The sequence below is a fragment of the Ammoniphilus soli genome (genome assembly GCF_040813775.1).
Map to the genome: position 1 here is coordinate 265,003 of NZ_JBEGDL010000003.1, position 14,175 is coordinate 279,177.

The 14,175-nt window shown below is 44.6% G+C and carries 19 protein-coding genes; 5 read left to right on the top strand and 14 right to left on the bottom strand.

Annotation, left to right across the window (positions count from 1 at the left end; translation table 11 throughout):
* Window positions 1-8 precede the first annotated feature (8 nt).
* Complete coding sequence (locus tag ABLT31_RS08905) at window positions 9-560, bottom strand: SLOG family protein (protein ID WP_367750830.1); 552 nt, start codon at window positions 558-560, stop codon at window positions 9-11.
* On the bottom strand, window positions 560-721 hold the full coding sequence (locus ABLT31_RS08910) for a hypothetical protein (protein WP_367750832.1): 162 nt from the start codon (window positions 719-721) through the stop codon (window positions 560-562). Before ABLT31_RS08910 ends, ABLT31_RS08905 begins: the two co-directional genes overlap by 1 nt.
* A gap of 107 nt (window positions 722-828) precedes the next feature.
* Here ABLT31_RS08910 and ABLT31_RS08915 point away from each other — a divergent pair, with 107 nt between their 5' ends.
* Entirely contained in the window at window positions 829-1,236 is a 408-nt protein-coding gene (locus ABLT31_RS08915; RefSeq protein ID WP_367750834.1) for a hypothetical protein, read from the top strand.
* Here ABLT31_RS08915 and ABLT31_RS08920 read toward each other — a convergent pair.
* The 5 genes from ABLT31_RS08920 to ABLT31_RS08940 form a co-directional block, all read right to left on the bottom strand.
* Entirely contained in the window at window positions 1,216-2,061 is an 846-nt protein-coding gene (locus ABLT31_RS08920) for a deoxyribonuclease IV (RefSeq protein WP_367750836.1), read from the bottom strand. The two genes, ABLT31_RS08915 and ABLT31_RS08920, sit on opposite strands and share 21 nt — an antisense overlap.
* A 156-nt stretch (window positions 2,062-2,217) precedes the next feature.
* Window positions 2,218-2,388 (bottom strand): hypothetical protein, encoded by a 171-nt coding sequence (locus ABLT31_RS08925; protein WP_367750838.1) that lies wholly within the window; start codon window positions 2,386-2,388, stop codon window positions 2,218-2,220.
* A gap of 53 nt (window positions 2,389-2,441) precedes the next feature.
* On the bottom strand, window positions 2,442-2,795 hold the full coding sequence (locus ABLT31_RS08930; protein WP_367750841.1) for a YolD-like family protein: 354 nt from the start codon (window positions 2,793-2,795) through the stop codon (window positions 2,442-2,444).
* A 108-nt stretch (window positions 2,796-2,903) separates the two neighbouring features.
* Window positions 2,904-3,686: an alpha/beta hydrolase gene (locus tag ABLT31_RS08935; protein ID WP_367750843.1), complete on the bottom strand. Its 783-nt coding sequence runs from the start codon at window positions 3,684-3,686 to the stop codon at window positions 2,904-2,906.
* A gap of 105 nt (window positions 3,687-3,791) precedes the next feature.
* The gene (locus tag ABLT31_RS08940) at window positions 3,792-4,292 is read right to left on the bottom strand and encodes a hypothetical protein (protein WP_367750845.1); all 501 of its coding nucleotides are present in this window, start codon (window positions 4,290-4,292) and stop codon (window positions 3,792-3,794) included.
* 257 nt (window positions 4,293-4,549) lie between these two features.
* Here ABLT31_RS08940 and yhfH point away from each other — a divergent pair, with 257 nt between their 5' ends.
* The gene (yhfH, locus tag ABLT31_RS08945; RefSeq protein WP_367750846.1) at window positions 4,550-4,699 is read left to right on the top strand and encodes a protein YhfH; all 150 of its coding nucleotides are present in this window, start codon (window positions 4,550-4,552) and stop codon (window positions 4,697-4,699) included.
* A 57-nt stretch (window positions 4,700-4,756) separates the two neighbouring features.
* Here the strand turns inward: yhfH and lpdA are convergent, their stop codons facing one another.
* The 5 genes from lpdA to ABLT31_RS08970 all read right to left on the bottom strand — a co-directional run bounded on the left by lpdA (window position 4,757) and on the right by ABLT31_RS08970 (window position 10,835).
* A complete protein-coding gene (gene lpdA / locus ABLT31_RS08950; RefSeq protein WP_367750848.1) occupies window positions 4,757-6,169 on the bottom strand; it encodes a dihydrolipoyl dehydrogenase in 1,413 nt (470 codons plus the stop codon).
* Window positions 6,170-6,173: 4 nt separating this feature from the next.
* Window positions 6,174-7,493 (bottom strand): dihydrolipoamide acetyltransferase family protein, encoded by a 1,320-nt coding sequence (locus tag ABLT31_RS08955; protein WP_367750850.1) that lies wholly within the window; start codon window positions 7,491-7,493, stop codon window positions 6,174-6,176.
* A gap of 26 nt (window positions 7,494-7,519) precedes the next feature.
* Window positions 7,520-8,500 carry an alpha-ketoacid dehydrogenase subunit beta gene (locus ABLT31_RS08960; RefSeq protein WP_367750851.1) on the bottom strand — a complete coding sequence of 327 codons (981 nt, stop codon included), beginning with the start codon at window positions 8,498-8,500 and terminating at the stop codon, window positions 7,520-7,522.
* A 2-nt stretch (window positions 8,501-8,502) separates the two neighbouring features.
* The gene (gene pdhA / locus ABLT31_RS08965; RefSeq protein ID WP_367751359.1) at window positions 8,503-9,594 is read right to left on the bottom strand and encodes a pyruvate dehydrogenase (acetyl-transferring) E1 component subunit alpha; all 1,092 of its coding nucleotides are present in this window, start codon (window positions 9,592-9,594) and stop codon (window positions 8,503-8,505) included.
* Window positions 9,595-10,007: 413 nt separating this feature from the next.
* Window positions 10,008-10,835: a lipoate--protein ligase family protein gene (locus ABLT31_RS08970; RefSeq protein WP_367750853.1), complete on the bottom strand. Its 828-nt coding sequence runs from the start codon at window positions 10,833-10,835 to the stop codon at window positions 10,008-10,010.
* 271 nt (window positions 10,836-11,106) lie between these two features.
* On the opposite strand from ABLT31_RS08970, the gene ABLT31_RS08975 reads away from it, so the two are divergent.
* Together ABLT31_RS08975 and ABLT31_RS08980 are read left to right on the top strand one after the other, a co-directional pair.
* On the top strand, window positions 11,107-11,559 hold the full coding sequence (locus ABLT31_RS08975) for a YhcN/YlaJ family sporulation lipoprotein (protein WP_367750855.1): 453 nt from the start codon (window positions 11,107-11,109) through the stop codon (window positions 11,557-11,559).
* A gap of 64 nt (window positions 11,560-11,623) precedes the next feature.
* Window positions 11,624-11,965 (top strand): hypothetical protein, encoded by a 342-nt coding sequence (locus ABLT31_RS08980; RefSeq protein WP_367750856.1) that lies wholly within the window; start codon window positions 11,624-11,626, stop codon window positions 11,963-11,965.
* A 32-nt stretch (window positions 11,966-11,997) separates the two neighbouring features.
* Here the strand turns inward: ABLT31_RS08980 and ABLT31_RS08985 are convergent, their stop codons facing one another.
* Both ABLT31_RS08985 and ABLT31_RS08990 read right to left on the bottom strand, forming a co-directional pair.
* Window positions 11,998-12,342 carry a carboxymuconolactone decarboxylase family protein gene (locus tag ABLT31_RS08985; protein ID WP_367750858.1) on the bottom strand — a complete coding sequence of 115 codons (345 nt, stop codon included), beginning with the start codon at window positions 12,340-12,342 and terminating at the stop codon, window positions 11,998-12,000.
* 11 nt (window positions 12,343-12,353) lie between these two features.
* Entirely contained in the window at window positions 12,354-12,638 is a 285-nt protein-coding gene (locus ABLT31_RS08990) for a hypothetical protein (protein ID WP_367750860.1), read from the bottom strand.
* 126 nt (window positions 12,639-12,764) lie between these two features.
* On the opposite strand from ABLT31_RS08990, the gene ABLT31_RS08995 reads away from it, so the two are divergent.
* The gene (locus tag ABLT31_RS08995) at window positions 12,765-14,078 is read left to right on the top strand and encodes an MFS transporter (RefSeq protein WP_367750862.1); all 1,314 of its coding nucleotides are present in this window, start codon (window positions 12,765-12,767) and stop codon (window positions 14,076-14,078) included.
* Window positions 14,079-14,175 lie beyond the last annotated feature (97 nt).

A 14,175-nucleotide genomic window follows, 5' to 3' on the forward strand; every position in this document is an offset into this window, starting at 1 on the left:
GGGGATTTCTACCATTCCTGGTTTAATTCCTCTACCAAGCTTTGCAATTCCTCCGGCTCCATCACCCAGATCTCATACCCTTGCTTGTCCTTTTTCTTTTGTGCTTCAACAATGTAATACCAAGGATGCGTTCGTTCCACGCCGTTAAAAAAAGTGATGAGCCCATCGCTCTTATCGATCAAATACTTATTCTTTTGCACCAATTGCCAAGGCTGAGTATACTCTCTCTTCGAGATGTAATCGACAAAGTCAGCCTGCGCCAGCACTTCTTGATAGAGCTCCTGAGCATCTTCCTTCCAGTTCTTTTCTTGATTATAAAACGGAAGAAGCATGGCTAGTTTGATATGGCGAAACTCCTTCCGGAGCTCAACAAGCCACCGGGCACCATACAGCTCTAATCCCTGCCCTCCGCTGCAGAGGAACCATTCGGCCCCTCCTTCCCCTATGGCTTGAATCATCTTTCGCTGATAGGCCATCTTTAAATAAGGAAAAGCTGGATGTTTCTCTCCCCAGAGGCCGACCTCTTGCTTCTTATGCCCTGTTATAACGACTGTTTTCATTATGGCTTAGGCTTTGCCTGCAAATGGCTCTGGATTGCCTCTTGTGCCATTTTGTCATAATCCACCTTAAATTTTCCGCGAACGATCTGGGTTACAGCGACCAAAATCGCCCCTCCGTAAACGGCAACGATAAGCAGACCTATGATCATCATAATGCTCATTATCCACCCACTCCTTTCAACAAGCATTATTATAACATACTGTTCTTCTGCATGGTCCTATCTGTTATGGTAGAATAGAGGAATCAAAACAGCGGAGGGACAGCCTGATGAGTTTTTGTTGCGGATCGGACATGCTTCTTACTATTGCCCACCTCAATTTGGAGGAAACGGCTATGTTAAATGTACCGGTACTGTTTTGTCTTGCTTGCGAGCGTATGGCGATCCACCCGGATGTGGAATTCGAATTTCAAATGTTGAAGGAGTATGCGCGGGGAGACCGAGCAGGGGAAGTAGATCTTCAGCCTTATGTCAACCCCAAGGCAAGAGAGACACTGTATAATCCAGCAAACCATGCGGAGTATTTGCGAATGGAACATGTCGTAAAGGAGCAAATAGACCGAGCCCTAGAGCTATACTCCATGGCTCAATCCACAGGCGATCTTGTATGGAAAGAAGAATTAGTCGAGCGCCTGGCAGCTTTAAATCAAAAAAGTTCACGAAAAGCCAAGCCCTAACAGCTCTTGCTGAATAAAGCAAATCTCATCCTGGTGCGAATAGGTTGAGGAACTGGGGGTTTCCAAGACCACAGGCAGCCCCTTGACCACATTGGACTGCAGCAATTGCTTCATCCCCCCTTGTCCGATGTGCCCCCTGCCCACGTTGGCGTGACGGTCCCGATAGGAGGTATAACCATACGCTGAATCATTCAGGTGAATAGCCTTCAGGTGAGAAAAATAGTCCAATTTCTCTCCAGCCTCTACCACCTGCTCCCAATTGCTGCCGTTCCACAAGCCGCTGGCATAAGCATGGCAGGTGTCCAAGCAATACCCAATCTTATCCGGGTAGTCCGTTAGATTCCGCACCTGGACCAGTTCTTCAAATGTTGTCCCCATGCGTATGCCTTGACCCGCATTATTCTCAATGAGGAGAAGCAACTGCCCTTTCCAATCGGATAATAATTCATTAAGCATTTCAATCATTAATCTATAACCTTCCAAAGGATCTTTGCCCTTGTATTTTCCAAAATGTACAACCAAGCCTACAGATCCACAGGCTTCAGCTATCTCCATATCGTTGGCTAGCGAAGCTTTCAACACTAGCCGCATTTCAGGTTCATCAACGGATAAATTTGTTGGATAAGGTGCATGGGCTATAGATTCCATCCCTTGTTCCCGGCAAAACCTGGCACACCTTTCCGCATCTTTTACATCAAATGACTTTACCGACAAACTGCGAGGATTTTTCGGAAAATATTGGAAGGATTTTCCTCCTAACTTTGCCGCATGCTGCGCTGCACCTTCATATCCATTCCGAATGCTCACGTGACTGCCCAGTTTCACAAAAACCCCCCCACCAGAAAACTTGGCTAACGCAAGCTAAAATAGTGCGTCAACAAGTTTTCCTCGTGCTGTCCTAATAATAATAACGGAGTTATAAATTCCGACAGTATACAAGAAAACTTGGCATTCGCCAAGTTTAAACACGGTCACTTCTATTCAGGTTCTCTCTTTTTGCCTTTGTCTCATAACAAATCGAATCACATATAGGGCTCCAGCCCATACCGCCGTTGCCAACATGGCTGTACTCACCCAATTATCCGTTCCCAGGACAAAATATAAAGCAACATGTGTGACAAATATGATTCCAATCCATCCAAGCAAGTTCATGCTTTTCCCTCCTATTGCCTTCATTTTTCCAGTATGTCAAATTCTAAGCCTGTTTATTCCAGAGGCTCGTTCCCTGATAACGGTACAGCATCTACGATCGTACTTACCGGAATATGCCGTAGCTCGCTTCTCCCCACTAAACTAAGGGAACGAGACAAAGGATCGTACTTCTTTATTCTTCCTATTAAATTTTCCATTCGTTTATCTTGAAAGAAAGTAAGCGTGATCTCTGTCTTTTCTTCAATTGCCTTCTGTATCACAAATTGAAGTTCTTCCCATTTATCCTCAGCCAGCTCCGGACATTCTCTTTCATCTTGAGATTCTTCTAATTGCTGCAGCAGCTGCCGATGTTCCGGCAACATCATAGCGGTCCATTTGATATTTCCTCGATCACGGATTTGGTCCATCTTCTCTTCCTCCATCCAACAAAAACATTTGTTCTCATTTATTGTATCACCTTTCTTTTTAAATACGCAAACAAATGTTCCTAAAAAACCGTCCCCGTATGAGACGCTTCACCGCGTACGAATCAAACCAAGGAATCGTATAGCTTCTTCTCCTGCTTGAAGCAACGCTTCAGTCGCTGAAGGGGTATCAAAGGAGTGAGGCGCCGATGGAATTTCCAGCAACTTTTTTTCCGTGGCACCCAAGGCTTGAAAGAGGCGAATCGATTGCGATGGAGGAACGACTGGATCCTCTGAAGAGTAGATAATCACTGAAGGAACCTGAATGCCTTGATAGGCACTAGGATGAATCCGTGAAAGATCCCGGTAAAATTCATAAGCGAGAGGATAGGAGCTTTGGTCCTTCCCATTATAGATCGGAAACGTTTGGTCCCGCTCCCACTTGGCTAAAGCAGCCTGAGCATCTCCATAAGCTGCTTGGGCAAAGCCCAGGATCATTTCACGCATGGAATAGGGAGGCGCAACCAGCAATAAACCGTCTACCGCGTGCTGAAGAGCAAACTGGGCCGATACCGTGCATCCCATACTATGACCTAAAAGAAATACTTTTTTGTACCGATGGCGGTAGGCCTCATACACCACATTCAAATCGTCAACCTCGCCAGTGATCGTATGATAGGTAAACGAACCATCGGACTCATTTAAATTATTCGTAAAGTCAACGGAAACATTCGATATCCCCTTTTTATCCAAATAGTTTCTAAGCGAGGCAATAACATGCGAATTCAAACTTCCCGTAAAGCCATGGGATAAGATAAAAAGCTGATCATCTCCATGATGATGCTCTAAATGATGGATTTTTAGCCCCATCTGATTGTGCAGGTATCGTTTCATACGGTTTCCCTCTCTTCTTTCTACCATAATATCTTAGTTTGTCCCAAAGCAGTGTTGAAAGCAACCCGATATCTGCGCAAAAAAACACTCGCTCCGGCACGAGTGCTACGTTTTATAAAACGTGTTCGTCTTTTGCATCAATTCTTTCAGTATCGCTATTGCCCGTTTTAGTCCTTCCTCCTTTCCAAGAAGAAACTGGGCCTCAGCCTTTGTTTCCGTCGGCAGTTTCGAAATGACTTGAGCTTCTTCCTCCAACATTTTGCTCAATACATTCAGCTGCAATCGACCTAGTTCCCGGTCCATTTCCTTGTCTTTTTCCTTCGCTTGGTTCCTTAATATGGCTTCTTCCACATACTTATCTACTTCCCCGTCTTTGAACCGCCTTGCACTCTTAATAATATCGGAAAACTCATCCGTCCGGTTCGGAATGGCTTTGATATGATGGCCGAGATGACTGAGAAGGAAACGGCATAGCAATTCATCACTCTGCATCCGTCGATTATGAAGCAGCGAATACTCTCCTTCAAAGTGCCCTTCCTTCTCCACATAGTGCCCTAAAGAGCTGTACTCGTCACAATATGTGCAGTAGAGAAGATATTCCCGCAAACAATCACCTCAAGTTGTTTTTAATCCATTATATGTAACTCGCTAAGCGATTCGTGCGTCGTTTCCTCGGTCTTCCAGATGCTGTATTGTAACAATAACACTTTATTTAATTTTGTTCAATAACACGAGGAAAAGAGAGAAAATTCGAGAAAAGAAGATAAAACATTGGGATAAGCCCTTAAAACAGGGTTTTGTTTTTTTGTGCTGTTATAGTACATTATATATAAATAAAACAATAACAGATGGAGGAATAAAAAATGATCCAATCTACTAGTGAATTCTTCAAAATGCTACCTGCAAAATGCTGCAACAAGTGTGGAAACACCATTAACGAACAAGCCGATTGTTATACTACAACCTGTGAAGATTGCAACGGATTTCATCACTATGCCATTCACCAGAACTAAATAAAAAAGTCATTCCAAAGGAAACTAATCCACGGAATGACTTTTTTATTTGAATAATTATTTATTAATCTGGTGAATGGCGTGACCCAGAGCGCCTTCAGCTGCTTCCATCACGATTTCACCCAAGGTAGGATGAGCGTGAATAGTGAGTGTAATATCTTCTAGGGTAGTCCCCATTTCAATCGCTAAGGCGACTTCTGCAATCAGATTAGATGCCTCAGGACCGACAATTTGCGCCCCAAGAACAAGTCCGGTTTCTTTATCCCCAATAATTTTTACAAACCCTTCCCCTACGTTCATGGATAACGCACGTCCGTTAGCGGCATATGGGAACTTACCGACTAAAACTTCATACCCTTGATCCTTTGCCTCCGTCTCGCTTAAGCCGACACTCGCAATTTCAGGGTCGCAGAAGACCACAGCAGGAATAGCCTTGTAATCGATCATGCTCGGAAGTCCGGCAATCACCTCAGCCGCCACTTTCCCTTCATATGAAGCCTTATGGGCTAGAGCCGGCCCTTCAACAATATCGCCAATCGCATAGACGTTAGGCACATTCGTTTTGCACTGATGATCAATTTTGATTAAGCCGCGTTCCGTCATTTCCATATTAATGGCTTCTAACCCGAGTTCATCCGTATTCGGGCGACGTCCGACCGTTACCAAAACATAATCGGCTGTAACTTTTTTCTCTTCGCCCTTGACGGTAAAGGTTACAGTAGCTTCCGTGTCCGTTTGCTCGACACTTTGCGCCAATGCTTCCGTATGAGTGACTACCCCTAGCTTTTTCAGGTTGCGTTCTACCCAGCGGGACATTTCCTTTTCAAAGCCCGGAAGGATCGAGTTAGAACCCTCTAGGATTGTAACCTCAGTTCCAAACTTAGCATAGGTTTGACCTAATTCAATTCCAATATATCCGCCGCCAATAACAACCATGCTTTTTGGAATGTCTTTCAGCTCAAGAGCTTCCGTGGAGGAAATCACCCGATTGCCATAAGGGAAAGCTTTCAGCTCGATCGGACGGGAGCCTGTAGCAATGATGCAATGTTCAAAGCGATAACGGTTCACTTCGTATCCATCAAAGACACGCACCTCGTTTTCATTCACAAAAAGGACTTCCCCTTTAAGTCTCTGAACCTTATTTCCTTTCAACAAGGAAGCTACTCCGCCAGTTAACTTGTTAACAACGCCTTTTTTCCACTCTTGAACCTTCGAGAAATCAACTTGAACGTTTTCCGCACGAATCCCGATATCGGAAGCATGATGCATCGTTTCATATTGATGAGCAGCTGTAATCAACGCTTTTGAGGGGATACAACCGCGATTTAAGCAAACGCCGCCCACTTCATCTTTATCCACAATAGCGACGGTTTTCCCTAGTTGGGCCGCACGAATGGCTGCTACATAACCACCTGGTCCCGCTCCAATGACAAGAACATCAATTTCTGTTGTAAATTCTCCTACGACCATGGATTTAAACCTCCATTACGAGCAGCTGAGGATCGGCAAGCAACTGCTTAATATAGTTTAAAAAGTTTTGAGCGGTAGCACCGTCAATGAGGCGATGGTCAAAGCTTAAAGACAACGCCATAACTGGGGCCACAACAATTTGGCCATCTTTTACTACTGGCTTTTCAGAGATGCGGCCTGTTCCAAGAATCGCCACTTCCGGGTGATTAATTACAGGAGTAAAGAACATCCCGCCAGCAGAACCGATATTGGTGATGGTAATTGTGCTTCCTTTCAATTCACTCGGAGCCAATTTCCCTTCACGGCCACGGGCAGCTAAATCCTTAATTTCTCCTGCGATGTTCCAAATGCTCTTGCGATCCGCGTCAGCTACCACAGGAACAATTAGTCCATTATCCGTATCTGTTGCAATCCCTACATTATAGTACTTCTTATAGATGATCTCGTTCTTTTCATCATCAATGGAAGCATTCATCGCTGGATATTGACGGCAAGCTGCAACCAAAGCCTTCGCGATGAATGGCAAGTAAGTAAGCTTTAAGCCTTTCTTCTCAGCAAACGCCTTGTTGGCCTTGGCACGAAGAGCGACTAGCTCTGTTACATCCACTTCATCCATCAGTGTTACATGCGGAGCTGTTTGCTTGGATTTCACCATCGCGTTGGCAATCACTTTGCGAATTCCTTTTAATGGTACACGCTCTTCAGGACGGTCTCCTGCTGTTACAGTAACGGAAGGAGCTGCTGTCTTTCCCTCATTGGATGGGGCAGCTTGAGCTTCCGGTTGGGCTGGAGCTGCTGCTTCAGTCACCGGTTGAGCACCACCGGACGCGTAATTCAATACATCTTCGCGGGTGATACGGCCATTTCGGCCTGTTCCGTTTACTTCCACCAGGAAAATGCCCTTTTCTCTTGCCAATTTACGCACACTAGGAGTCGCCATTACCTTGCGGTTAGCAGGTGCTGGTGCAGCTACCGCTACTGAACCTGTTGCCATCGGGGTATCAATGGTTGCGGCCGCTACATTGGCAGCCACTCCGCCGCCTACTGCACATTCCGCTTTCTCTTCCTCAGCGTTGCCGGCCCCTTCCACTTCGAACACAAGGATGACATCTTCCACTGTACATACCGTACCTTCTGATACCTTGATTTCCACAATTTTTCCGCTCACAGGAGAAGGCAGTTCGACAACGGATTTGTCATTTTGGACATCAGCGATAATCTGATCTTCTTCAACCTGATCGCCTGGCTTAATATGCCACTTTACGATTTCGCCTTCATGAATTCCTTCACCCAACTCAGGGAGTTTCATTTGATATAGTGCCATCTTGAAAACCTCCTATCATCTATAATCTAAAAATCTAGAACTTTATTTAATGCATCAACGACTCGAGCCGGATTAGGCAACCATTCATCTTCCACTTGCGCGAACGGATATACCGTGTCAGGAGCTGATACGCGCAACACAGGAGCTTCAAGAGAAAGGATGGCTTTCTCATTGATTTGAGCGATGATTTCAGCGGCCACACCAGAAGTCTTTTGAGCTTCTTGAACTACAATCGCGCGATTGGTCTTTTCAACAGACGCCACAATGGTATCGATATCGATTGGACTGATGGTACGAAGGTCAATGACTTCAACCTTAGCCCCTCTAGCTTTTTCAATTTGTTCCGCAGCTTTCAAAGAAGTATGAACCATGGCACCATAAGTAATAATGGTAACATCGCTCCCTTCTCTCACTACATTGGCCTTGCCTAGCGGAATAGAGTAATCTCCTTCTGGCACTTCAGCACGGAAAGAACGATAAAGCTTCATATGCTCTAGGAAGATGACTGGATCATTATCACGAATGGCGGAAATGAGCAGTCCCTTCGCATCGTAAGGATTAGAAGGAATAACGACCTTTACCCCTGGGGTTTGAAGCATCAATCCTTCTAGGCTGTCCGCATGAAGCTCAGGTGTTTTAACGCCTCCGCCAAACGGAGAACGGAAAGTAATCGGAGAAGAATATTTTCCGCCGGAACGATAGCGCATACGAGCCGCTTGAGCCGCCACGGAATCAAACACTTCAAACACAAAGCCAAAGAATTGAATTTCTGCGATTGGACGGAAGCCTTGCAAAGTAAGACCTACAGCTAATCCGCCGATTCCGGATTCAGCCAGCGGGGTATCAAATACCCGATCTTCGCCAAATTGCTTCTGAAGTCCATCGGTCGCACGGAACACCCCTCCGTTTAACCCTACATCCTCACCGAATAACAGTACATTCGGGTCACGTTCTAATTCCACGCGCATTGCGTCGGTAATTGCTTGAATCATTGTCATTTGAGCCATGATTATTTGCCCTCCTTAGCCAAAAACTCTGCTTTTTGTTCTTCTAAATGCGCAGGAGTTGTTTCAAACATCGTATCGATTAAGCCTGGAACGGTCATCTTCGGCGTCTCATCCGCCTTCTTGATCGCATCCGCTACAGCTGTTTTCGCCTCTTCAATCACACGGTTCTCATCCGCTTCCGTCCAAAGACCTTTCTTCTCAAGGAACTTGCGGAAACGAATTAATGGATCTTTTTGCTCCCACTCACTGGCTTCCTCGCTTGTGCGATAGCGTGTCGGATCATCCCCGGCCATCGTGTGAGGACCATAGCGATAGGTTAAAGCCTCGATAAGCGTTGGACCTTCTCCATTTCTTCCGCGTTCTGCGGCATCGGAAACCGCCTTATAAACAGCTAAAATATCCATTCCATCTACCTGAATACCGGTAATCCCTGCAGCAACAGCTTTATCCGCTAGGGTTTTCGCGGCGGTTTGTTTTTCAATTGGCGTCGAAATCGCGTAGCGATTGTTCTGAACAACGAAAATCGCAGGAAGCTTATAAGCTCCAGCAAAATTCAACCCTTCATAGAAATCGCCTTGGGACGTTCCCCCGTCTCCAATGTACGTAATGGCAACATTCTTCTTATTCCGCTTCTTAAAGCCCATCGCTACTCCCGCACACTGAACAATCTGCGCGCCGATGATGATTTGCGGCATAAGGACGTTAACGCCATCAGGAATCTGCCCTCCATGCTGATGTCCGCGAGAATATAAGAAGGCTTGGTATAAAGGAAGTCCATGCCATACAATTTGAGGAATATCCCGATAGCTCGGAAGAATAAAATCTTCTTTTACTAAAGCCGACTGACTGCCGATCATGCTGGCTTCCTGTCCCGCTACAGGAGCATAGAACCCAAGTCGCCCTTGACGATTCAGGCTGATGGCTCGTTGATCCCAAACCCGGGTAAAAACCATCTTTCTCATTAACTCTCTCAATTGCTCGTCACTTAACCTAGGCATTTCCTGCTCATTAACGACTGATCCATCAGGAGCGAGAATAGACAATGTTTGAATTTGTTCAGCATGAACTTCAGAAACCGCTTTACTCAACTTCATCACCTCATATAAAAGTTAAAATCATAATCATCCATATATTTCTGTTACATAAAACAATTACTTCTGTATTACTACAATTTGGTTAACACTGTTATCTACATCAACACGGTGAATATTGATTTTATAACAGCCAATACCCATTATATAGTACAACAAAAAACAAATCTACCCTTATTTTTCATAATATGCTCTATAATTTTAATGAGTGTTATACAATTTATGATCAAAATAACAAAACAGATAATTAGACCAATCTTTGACAATCAGAAATGAAACATCAAATCAAAGTTATAAATACAGAAAAGGATCCCATGGAAATGGGATCCTAATAGAAGAAAGTTAAACCAAGAACCAAGCACAATGGTATTTGGCATTAAAACTCAGAAGATTATGATTGTCGATTATAGCTCCCATTATTCGGAGCCTCCCCGCTCACTTCTCTTCTCATACCGATCTCTTAGTTGATCAACAATAAGCTGAATCTCCGGCATCCATTCATCGAGCATCCCACCCGAAGAAGGAACAACCCCACATGCGTTGAGGACAGCGATTAGTCCCTCAAGGTATGAATCAACAGACTGAATCCCTGCAAGCTCTTGCAGACTTGCCATGCTTTCCTCTGTCACTTGGGGATAGCTGATTTGATCCGTCCCTTCCGAAGCTTTTTGGTAAAATTGACGGACCAGCTCCGCTCGCTCGTGCCCTTTCCCCTCCACGACAATAAATGCTTGAACGACAAACGCTTTGGTCTGGCGACGCTGGGCGATGCCGCAGAACTTCTTCCCGTTAATGCTAAGATCAAAATCTCCCGGACAGTAGGATCCTACTACTTCCCCCTTCATAACCAACGGCCCCAAGCTTTCTCGGATAAGTTGGTACATGAGCTCAAAATCCTCATGAAAATCAATTTTCCCCAAAGGATTCGGCAAGATAATAGACATATTGACTACCCCTGGATCCAAAGGAACCGCAGCCCCGCCTGAATTGCGCACAGTCACGGCATAACCTTGCTGCTCCAACCAACTCATCGCTTCCAGGGCATGAGGCAGCTTCCGATCCCTTAATCCCAATACGAAGGCTTTCTCATGCCTCCACAGATGGATACCTGGCAACGCTTGTCCAAGTCCGACCTTGCGCGCCCAAATTTCATCAATGGCAAACGGGCAGAGAATATCACCCTTAAATAAATTCTTCGTAGAATCTATGATGTGAATGCCGTTAGGCAACTTTGAAACAAGCATCTCTATACCTTCTTTCATTACAACTCAAATTCATCCAACTTGGCACTATTATACAGCAATTAAGGAAGTTACAGATCCCCGATTGTAACAAAATGATCATAAAAGTGTAACCCTCGCGTAATGTACACTCTATATAATCAATAGTAGTAACCCCCTACTCCTAAAAGCTCCCCTATAAGGGAGCTTATTTTTTGCCTCAACTGTATAAAATCCCCTTTTATGAAAATAATATCCTTATCTTTAGATCCCATTAAGAAGGAGTTAAAATCCAATGATCCGATTGAACTTTATTCTACCTTTTCTTTTCAGCATTTCAATCATGACCGGATGCGCCGGCCAACAAAAACCATCTCAAGCCCAAAGCCTTGCTTCAGACGCGATGTACCAACAACTCAGTTACAATCAAGTCTTATCTGAACATACGGCAGCAGTAGGAAAAAAAGTGAACGGAGTAGACGATGCCGTTTCTGTCGTAATGGGAGAAGATATTTCTATCGCCATCAAAGTCACAGGAATTGATCGTTTTCGCTTAAAAGGAATCAAAAGCGAGGTAGCCAACCAACTTAAAAAAGACTTATCCGATCGTTATACCATCCATGTAACCACAGACAAAAAACTATTCCAGGACTTGCAAAGCCTGCAAAAAAAAATGAACCAGGGACAAAGCAATCCGAAAGATATCATGAAATCTTTTAAAAAGATCAATAAGGATATGCATGGGTAAACCCGTTTACACGCCCCCTTTTGATGTATGCTATAGTTAAAATGATAAAAAAGGGGGCGAGGTCATGGGAAAAAAAAGAAAAACCTATTATCTTGACGAAGAAACGATACAAAAAGTTAAACTTTTCGCACACCAGCAACAGATGAGTGAGAACGATGCTTTTGAAAAAGCCGTTTCCATTTATGAGAAATTTTTTGAACATGCCAACCAATACCTTGCATTACCTAAACAATTTCAACCTCTGCTTTTAGAAGCGGTTGACCATATGATCTATCAAAGCAAACGGATGATGGAAACCCCTTACCCCGATCCCCAATTGGCCCAAAACGTTCAGGAAAGCCTAAGCGCCCGAGTTTCCTATCTGTACGAAATACGAAAAGTACTAACCGAAGAAAAAAACGGCTGAGCCACAGGTCTCAAGCCGTTTTTTGTCAAAGCTTATTGCGGGGTACCGTTTCGCATAGAGATTGTCTCTGAAACCCAATGAACACTTTGTGATACGATCATTCCGCCACTCATAGCCATCGCTACATTTACCGTTTCCCAAACCTCCTCCGGGGAGGCCCCTTTCTGTAGCGCTTCCCCCACATGGTATCGAACACAATTTTCGTCCCGATGACTCAAACTGATCCCTAAAGCGATCAGTTCTTTCGCCTGTTTACTCAAAGCCCCTTCTTCAAAGCAAACCCCTGTAAAATCATTGTACCGATCCGCCACTTGCGGCATGATTTGGTGCAATTCCTGGATCCCCAGTTTATAGTCATCTTCATATTGGAAAGACATAACTTCCCCTCCTACTGCTTTTCATAATTGGCTGGAGTTTCTTCCTCCATCCCATCACCCTTATAGCGAATCGGATCAGCTGCCGGATCCAAGCGAGGAAGTCCGTCATGGAGCTGCTCGTTCTCAAAACCAAAGCGTTGTTCATTTTCTTCCCCGGTATCCCACCCAGAGCTTTTCCCTAATTTTTCGGTTAATAACATGCTGCCATATGGCCCTTCAGGAAACTCCTCCAACGCCCGGGAGTGAAGATGAATCTGTTCCGTAGACAACAGCGAGTATTTTTCATTCTCTTCCATTATGAATCCCTCCTCTATATATTAATGAATCTTATCATTCCTTAGAATTCCCCATGAAAGGAAACTTAGTTCTTTGATTGATTTACAAACTTTGTTAAGTTATACGAAAGTTATACACTATTCCTTTTGTATAACTATTGTATAACTGCCTTTATCTTATCTTTCATTTACTTTTGGTTTTTAAGCAACAAAAAAATATCATATCGTGCATCTCAACATCTTTTTCGCAACCCGTACATAAATATAGGACAAGGAGGGAATACATTGAGACAGAGATATATTTGGGTGTTGCTTACGATCTTATTTCTGGCAGCGTTTGACATGCATGCACAGGTCCCCATACTAGCCCCCTATGCGCGAACGCTTGGCGCCACTTCTGTGGTGATCGGTATGCTGCTTGGGGCCTATTCAATGAGCAATCTGTTGGGACACTTGATTGCTGGACCATTTCTTGATCGTTACAGTAAAAAACTTTTCATTTGTGCTGGTCTATTTATTGCTGGATGGCTGCTGATCGGCCACGGGTTTTCCAATAAACCCGATACACTGTTCTGGTTACGGCTGATTTTTGGATTTACCATGGCTTTTGTCACCCCTACTTGCCTTGCGCTGCTGGGCCAGTTAGCACGGAATCCGAAAGAGCAAGGTGTATTTATGATTCAAAAGGGGATGGTCCTTACCGCTGCTTCTATCGTTTCCCCAGCTATTGGCGGCTTATTGGCAGCAAGGTTTGGCTATGGTGACGCTTTTTTCATTTTCGGAGGGATCATGATGGGGGCCAGTCTAGTTGGATGGTTAACTTTACCCAGCCCCAAATCATTAGAAAAAATGGGGGCCAGCCAAAAGCAAGAGGGGAAAGCGATCTCCCCCTTCCGCACGATGCTTGTCACTTATTCCATTTATCCCGCTTATGTCTGCGGCTTTGCCACAACGTACGCATCAGGGACGATCATGTATGAAATTCCATTGATGCTGCAACAGCAAAATCTGCCTCCTACCGTTTCCGGCATTTTGTTCAGCGTAATGGGTCTAGGCTCCCTAATCATGCTTTGCCAATTTTGGCTGAATCGTATTTCTCCGATTATCCGATGCTCCGCTGCACTCTTTGTCCTAGCTTTGACCATGTATTCGCTCGCGGTGGCGGCATCGGCTTCCTTGTATATTCCGATCTTTGTCGTTGGTGCCTGTTTTGGTGTGTTGTATCCCGCCATGACGGTATTGCTGGCGCAAAGCGCACCACCGGCCATCTACGGAACAGCGTTTAGCTTATATGCAGCAGCCCTGTCTATTGGTTCCATTATCGGACCGATGGTTGCAGGCGTAGTCCAGCAAGAGCATCAATCCTACTTTATTAGCTTTCTTGTTGCATTGGCAGCCAGCTTAATTACTGGTTGGATGTACTCCCTCAGGACGATCGGACCGAAATCACTTATTCGATAGTTTGAGTTATGCAGGAAATTTTTTCTGTTATAATGAATTACAAACCACCTTTCCTTTGTTTATTTAACAGAACATATATTATGTAAACTATGGCGGC

Coding starts and splice junctions, on each gene's coding strand:
- ABLT31_RS08980 (WP_367750856.1), top strand. CDS start 11,624: ATGGGAAAAAAAAGAAAAACCTATTATCTTGACGAAGAAACGATACAA.
- ABLT31_RS08910 (WP_367750832.1), bottom strand. CDS start 721: ATGAGCATTATGATGATCATAGGTCTGCTTATCGTTGCCGTTTACGGA.
- lpdA (WP_367750848.1), bottom strand. CDS start 6,169: ATGGTCGTAGGAGAATTTACAACAGAAATTGATGTTCTTGTCATTGGA.
- ABLT31_RS08915 (WP_367750834.1), top strand. CDS start 829: ATGAGTTTTTGTTGCGGATCGGACATGCTTCTTACTATTGCCCACCTC.
- ABLT31_RS08975 (WP_367750855.1), top strand. CDS start 11,107: ATGATCCGATTGAACTTTATTCTACCTTTTCTTTTCAGCATTTCAATC.
- ABLT31_RS08960 (WP_367750851.1), bottom strand. CDS start 8,500: ATGGCTCAAATGACAATGATTCAAGCAATTACCGACGCAATGCGCGTG.
- ABLT31_RS08970 (WP_367750853.1), bottom strand. CDS start 10,835: ATGCTTGTTTCAAAGTTGCCTAACGGCATTCACATCATAGATTCTACG.
- pdhA (WP_367751359.1), bottom strand. CDS start 9,594: ATGAAGTTGAGTAAAGCGGTTTCTGAAGTTCATGCTGAACAAATTCAA.
- ABLT31_RS08935 (WP_367750843.1), bottom strand. CDS start 3,686: ATGAAACGATACCTGCACAATCAGATGGGGCTAAAAATCCATCATTTA.
- yhfH (WP_367750846.1), top strand. CDS start 4,550: ATGATCCAATCTACTAGTGAATTCTTCAAAATGCTACCTGCAAAATGC.
- ABLT31_RS08905 (WP_367750830.1), bottom strand. CDS start 560: ATGAAAACAGTCGTTATAACAGGGCATAAGAAGCAAGAGGTCGGCCTC.
- ABLT31_RS08925 (WP_367750838.1), bottom strand. CDS start 2,388: ATGAACTTGCTTGGATGGATTGGAATCATATTTGTCACACATGTTGCT.
- ABLT31_RS08990 (WP_367750860.1), bottom strand. CDS start 12,638: ATGGAAGAGAATGAAAAATACTCGCTGTTGTCTACGGAACAGATTCAT.
- ABLT31_RS08955 (WP_367750850.1), bottom strand. CDS start 7,493: ATGGCACTATATCAAATGAAACTCCCTGAGTTGGGTGAAGGAATTCAT.
- ABLT31_RS08930 (WP_367750841.1), bottom strand. CDS start 2,795: ATGGACCAAATCCGTGATCGAGGAAATATCAAATGGACCGCTATGATG.
- ABLT31_RS08985 (WP_367750858.1), bottom strand. CDS start 12,342: ATGTCTTTCCAATATGAAGATGACTATAAACTGGGGATCCAGGAATTG.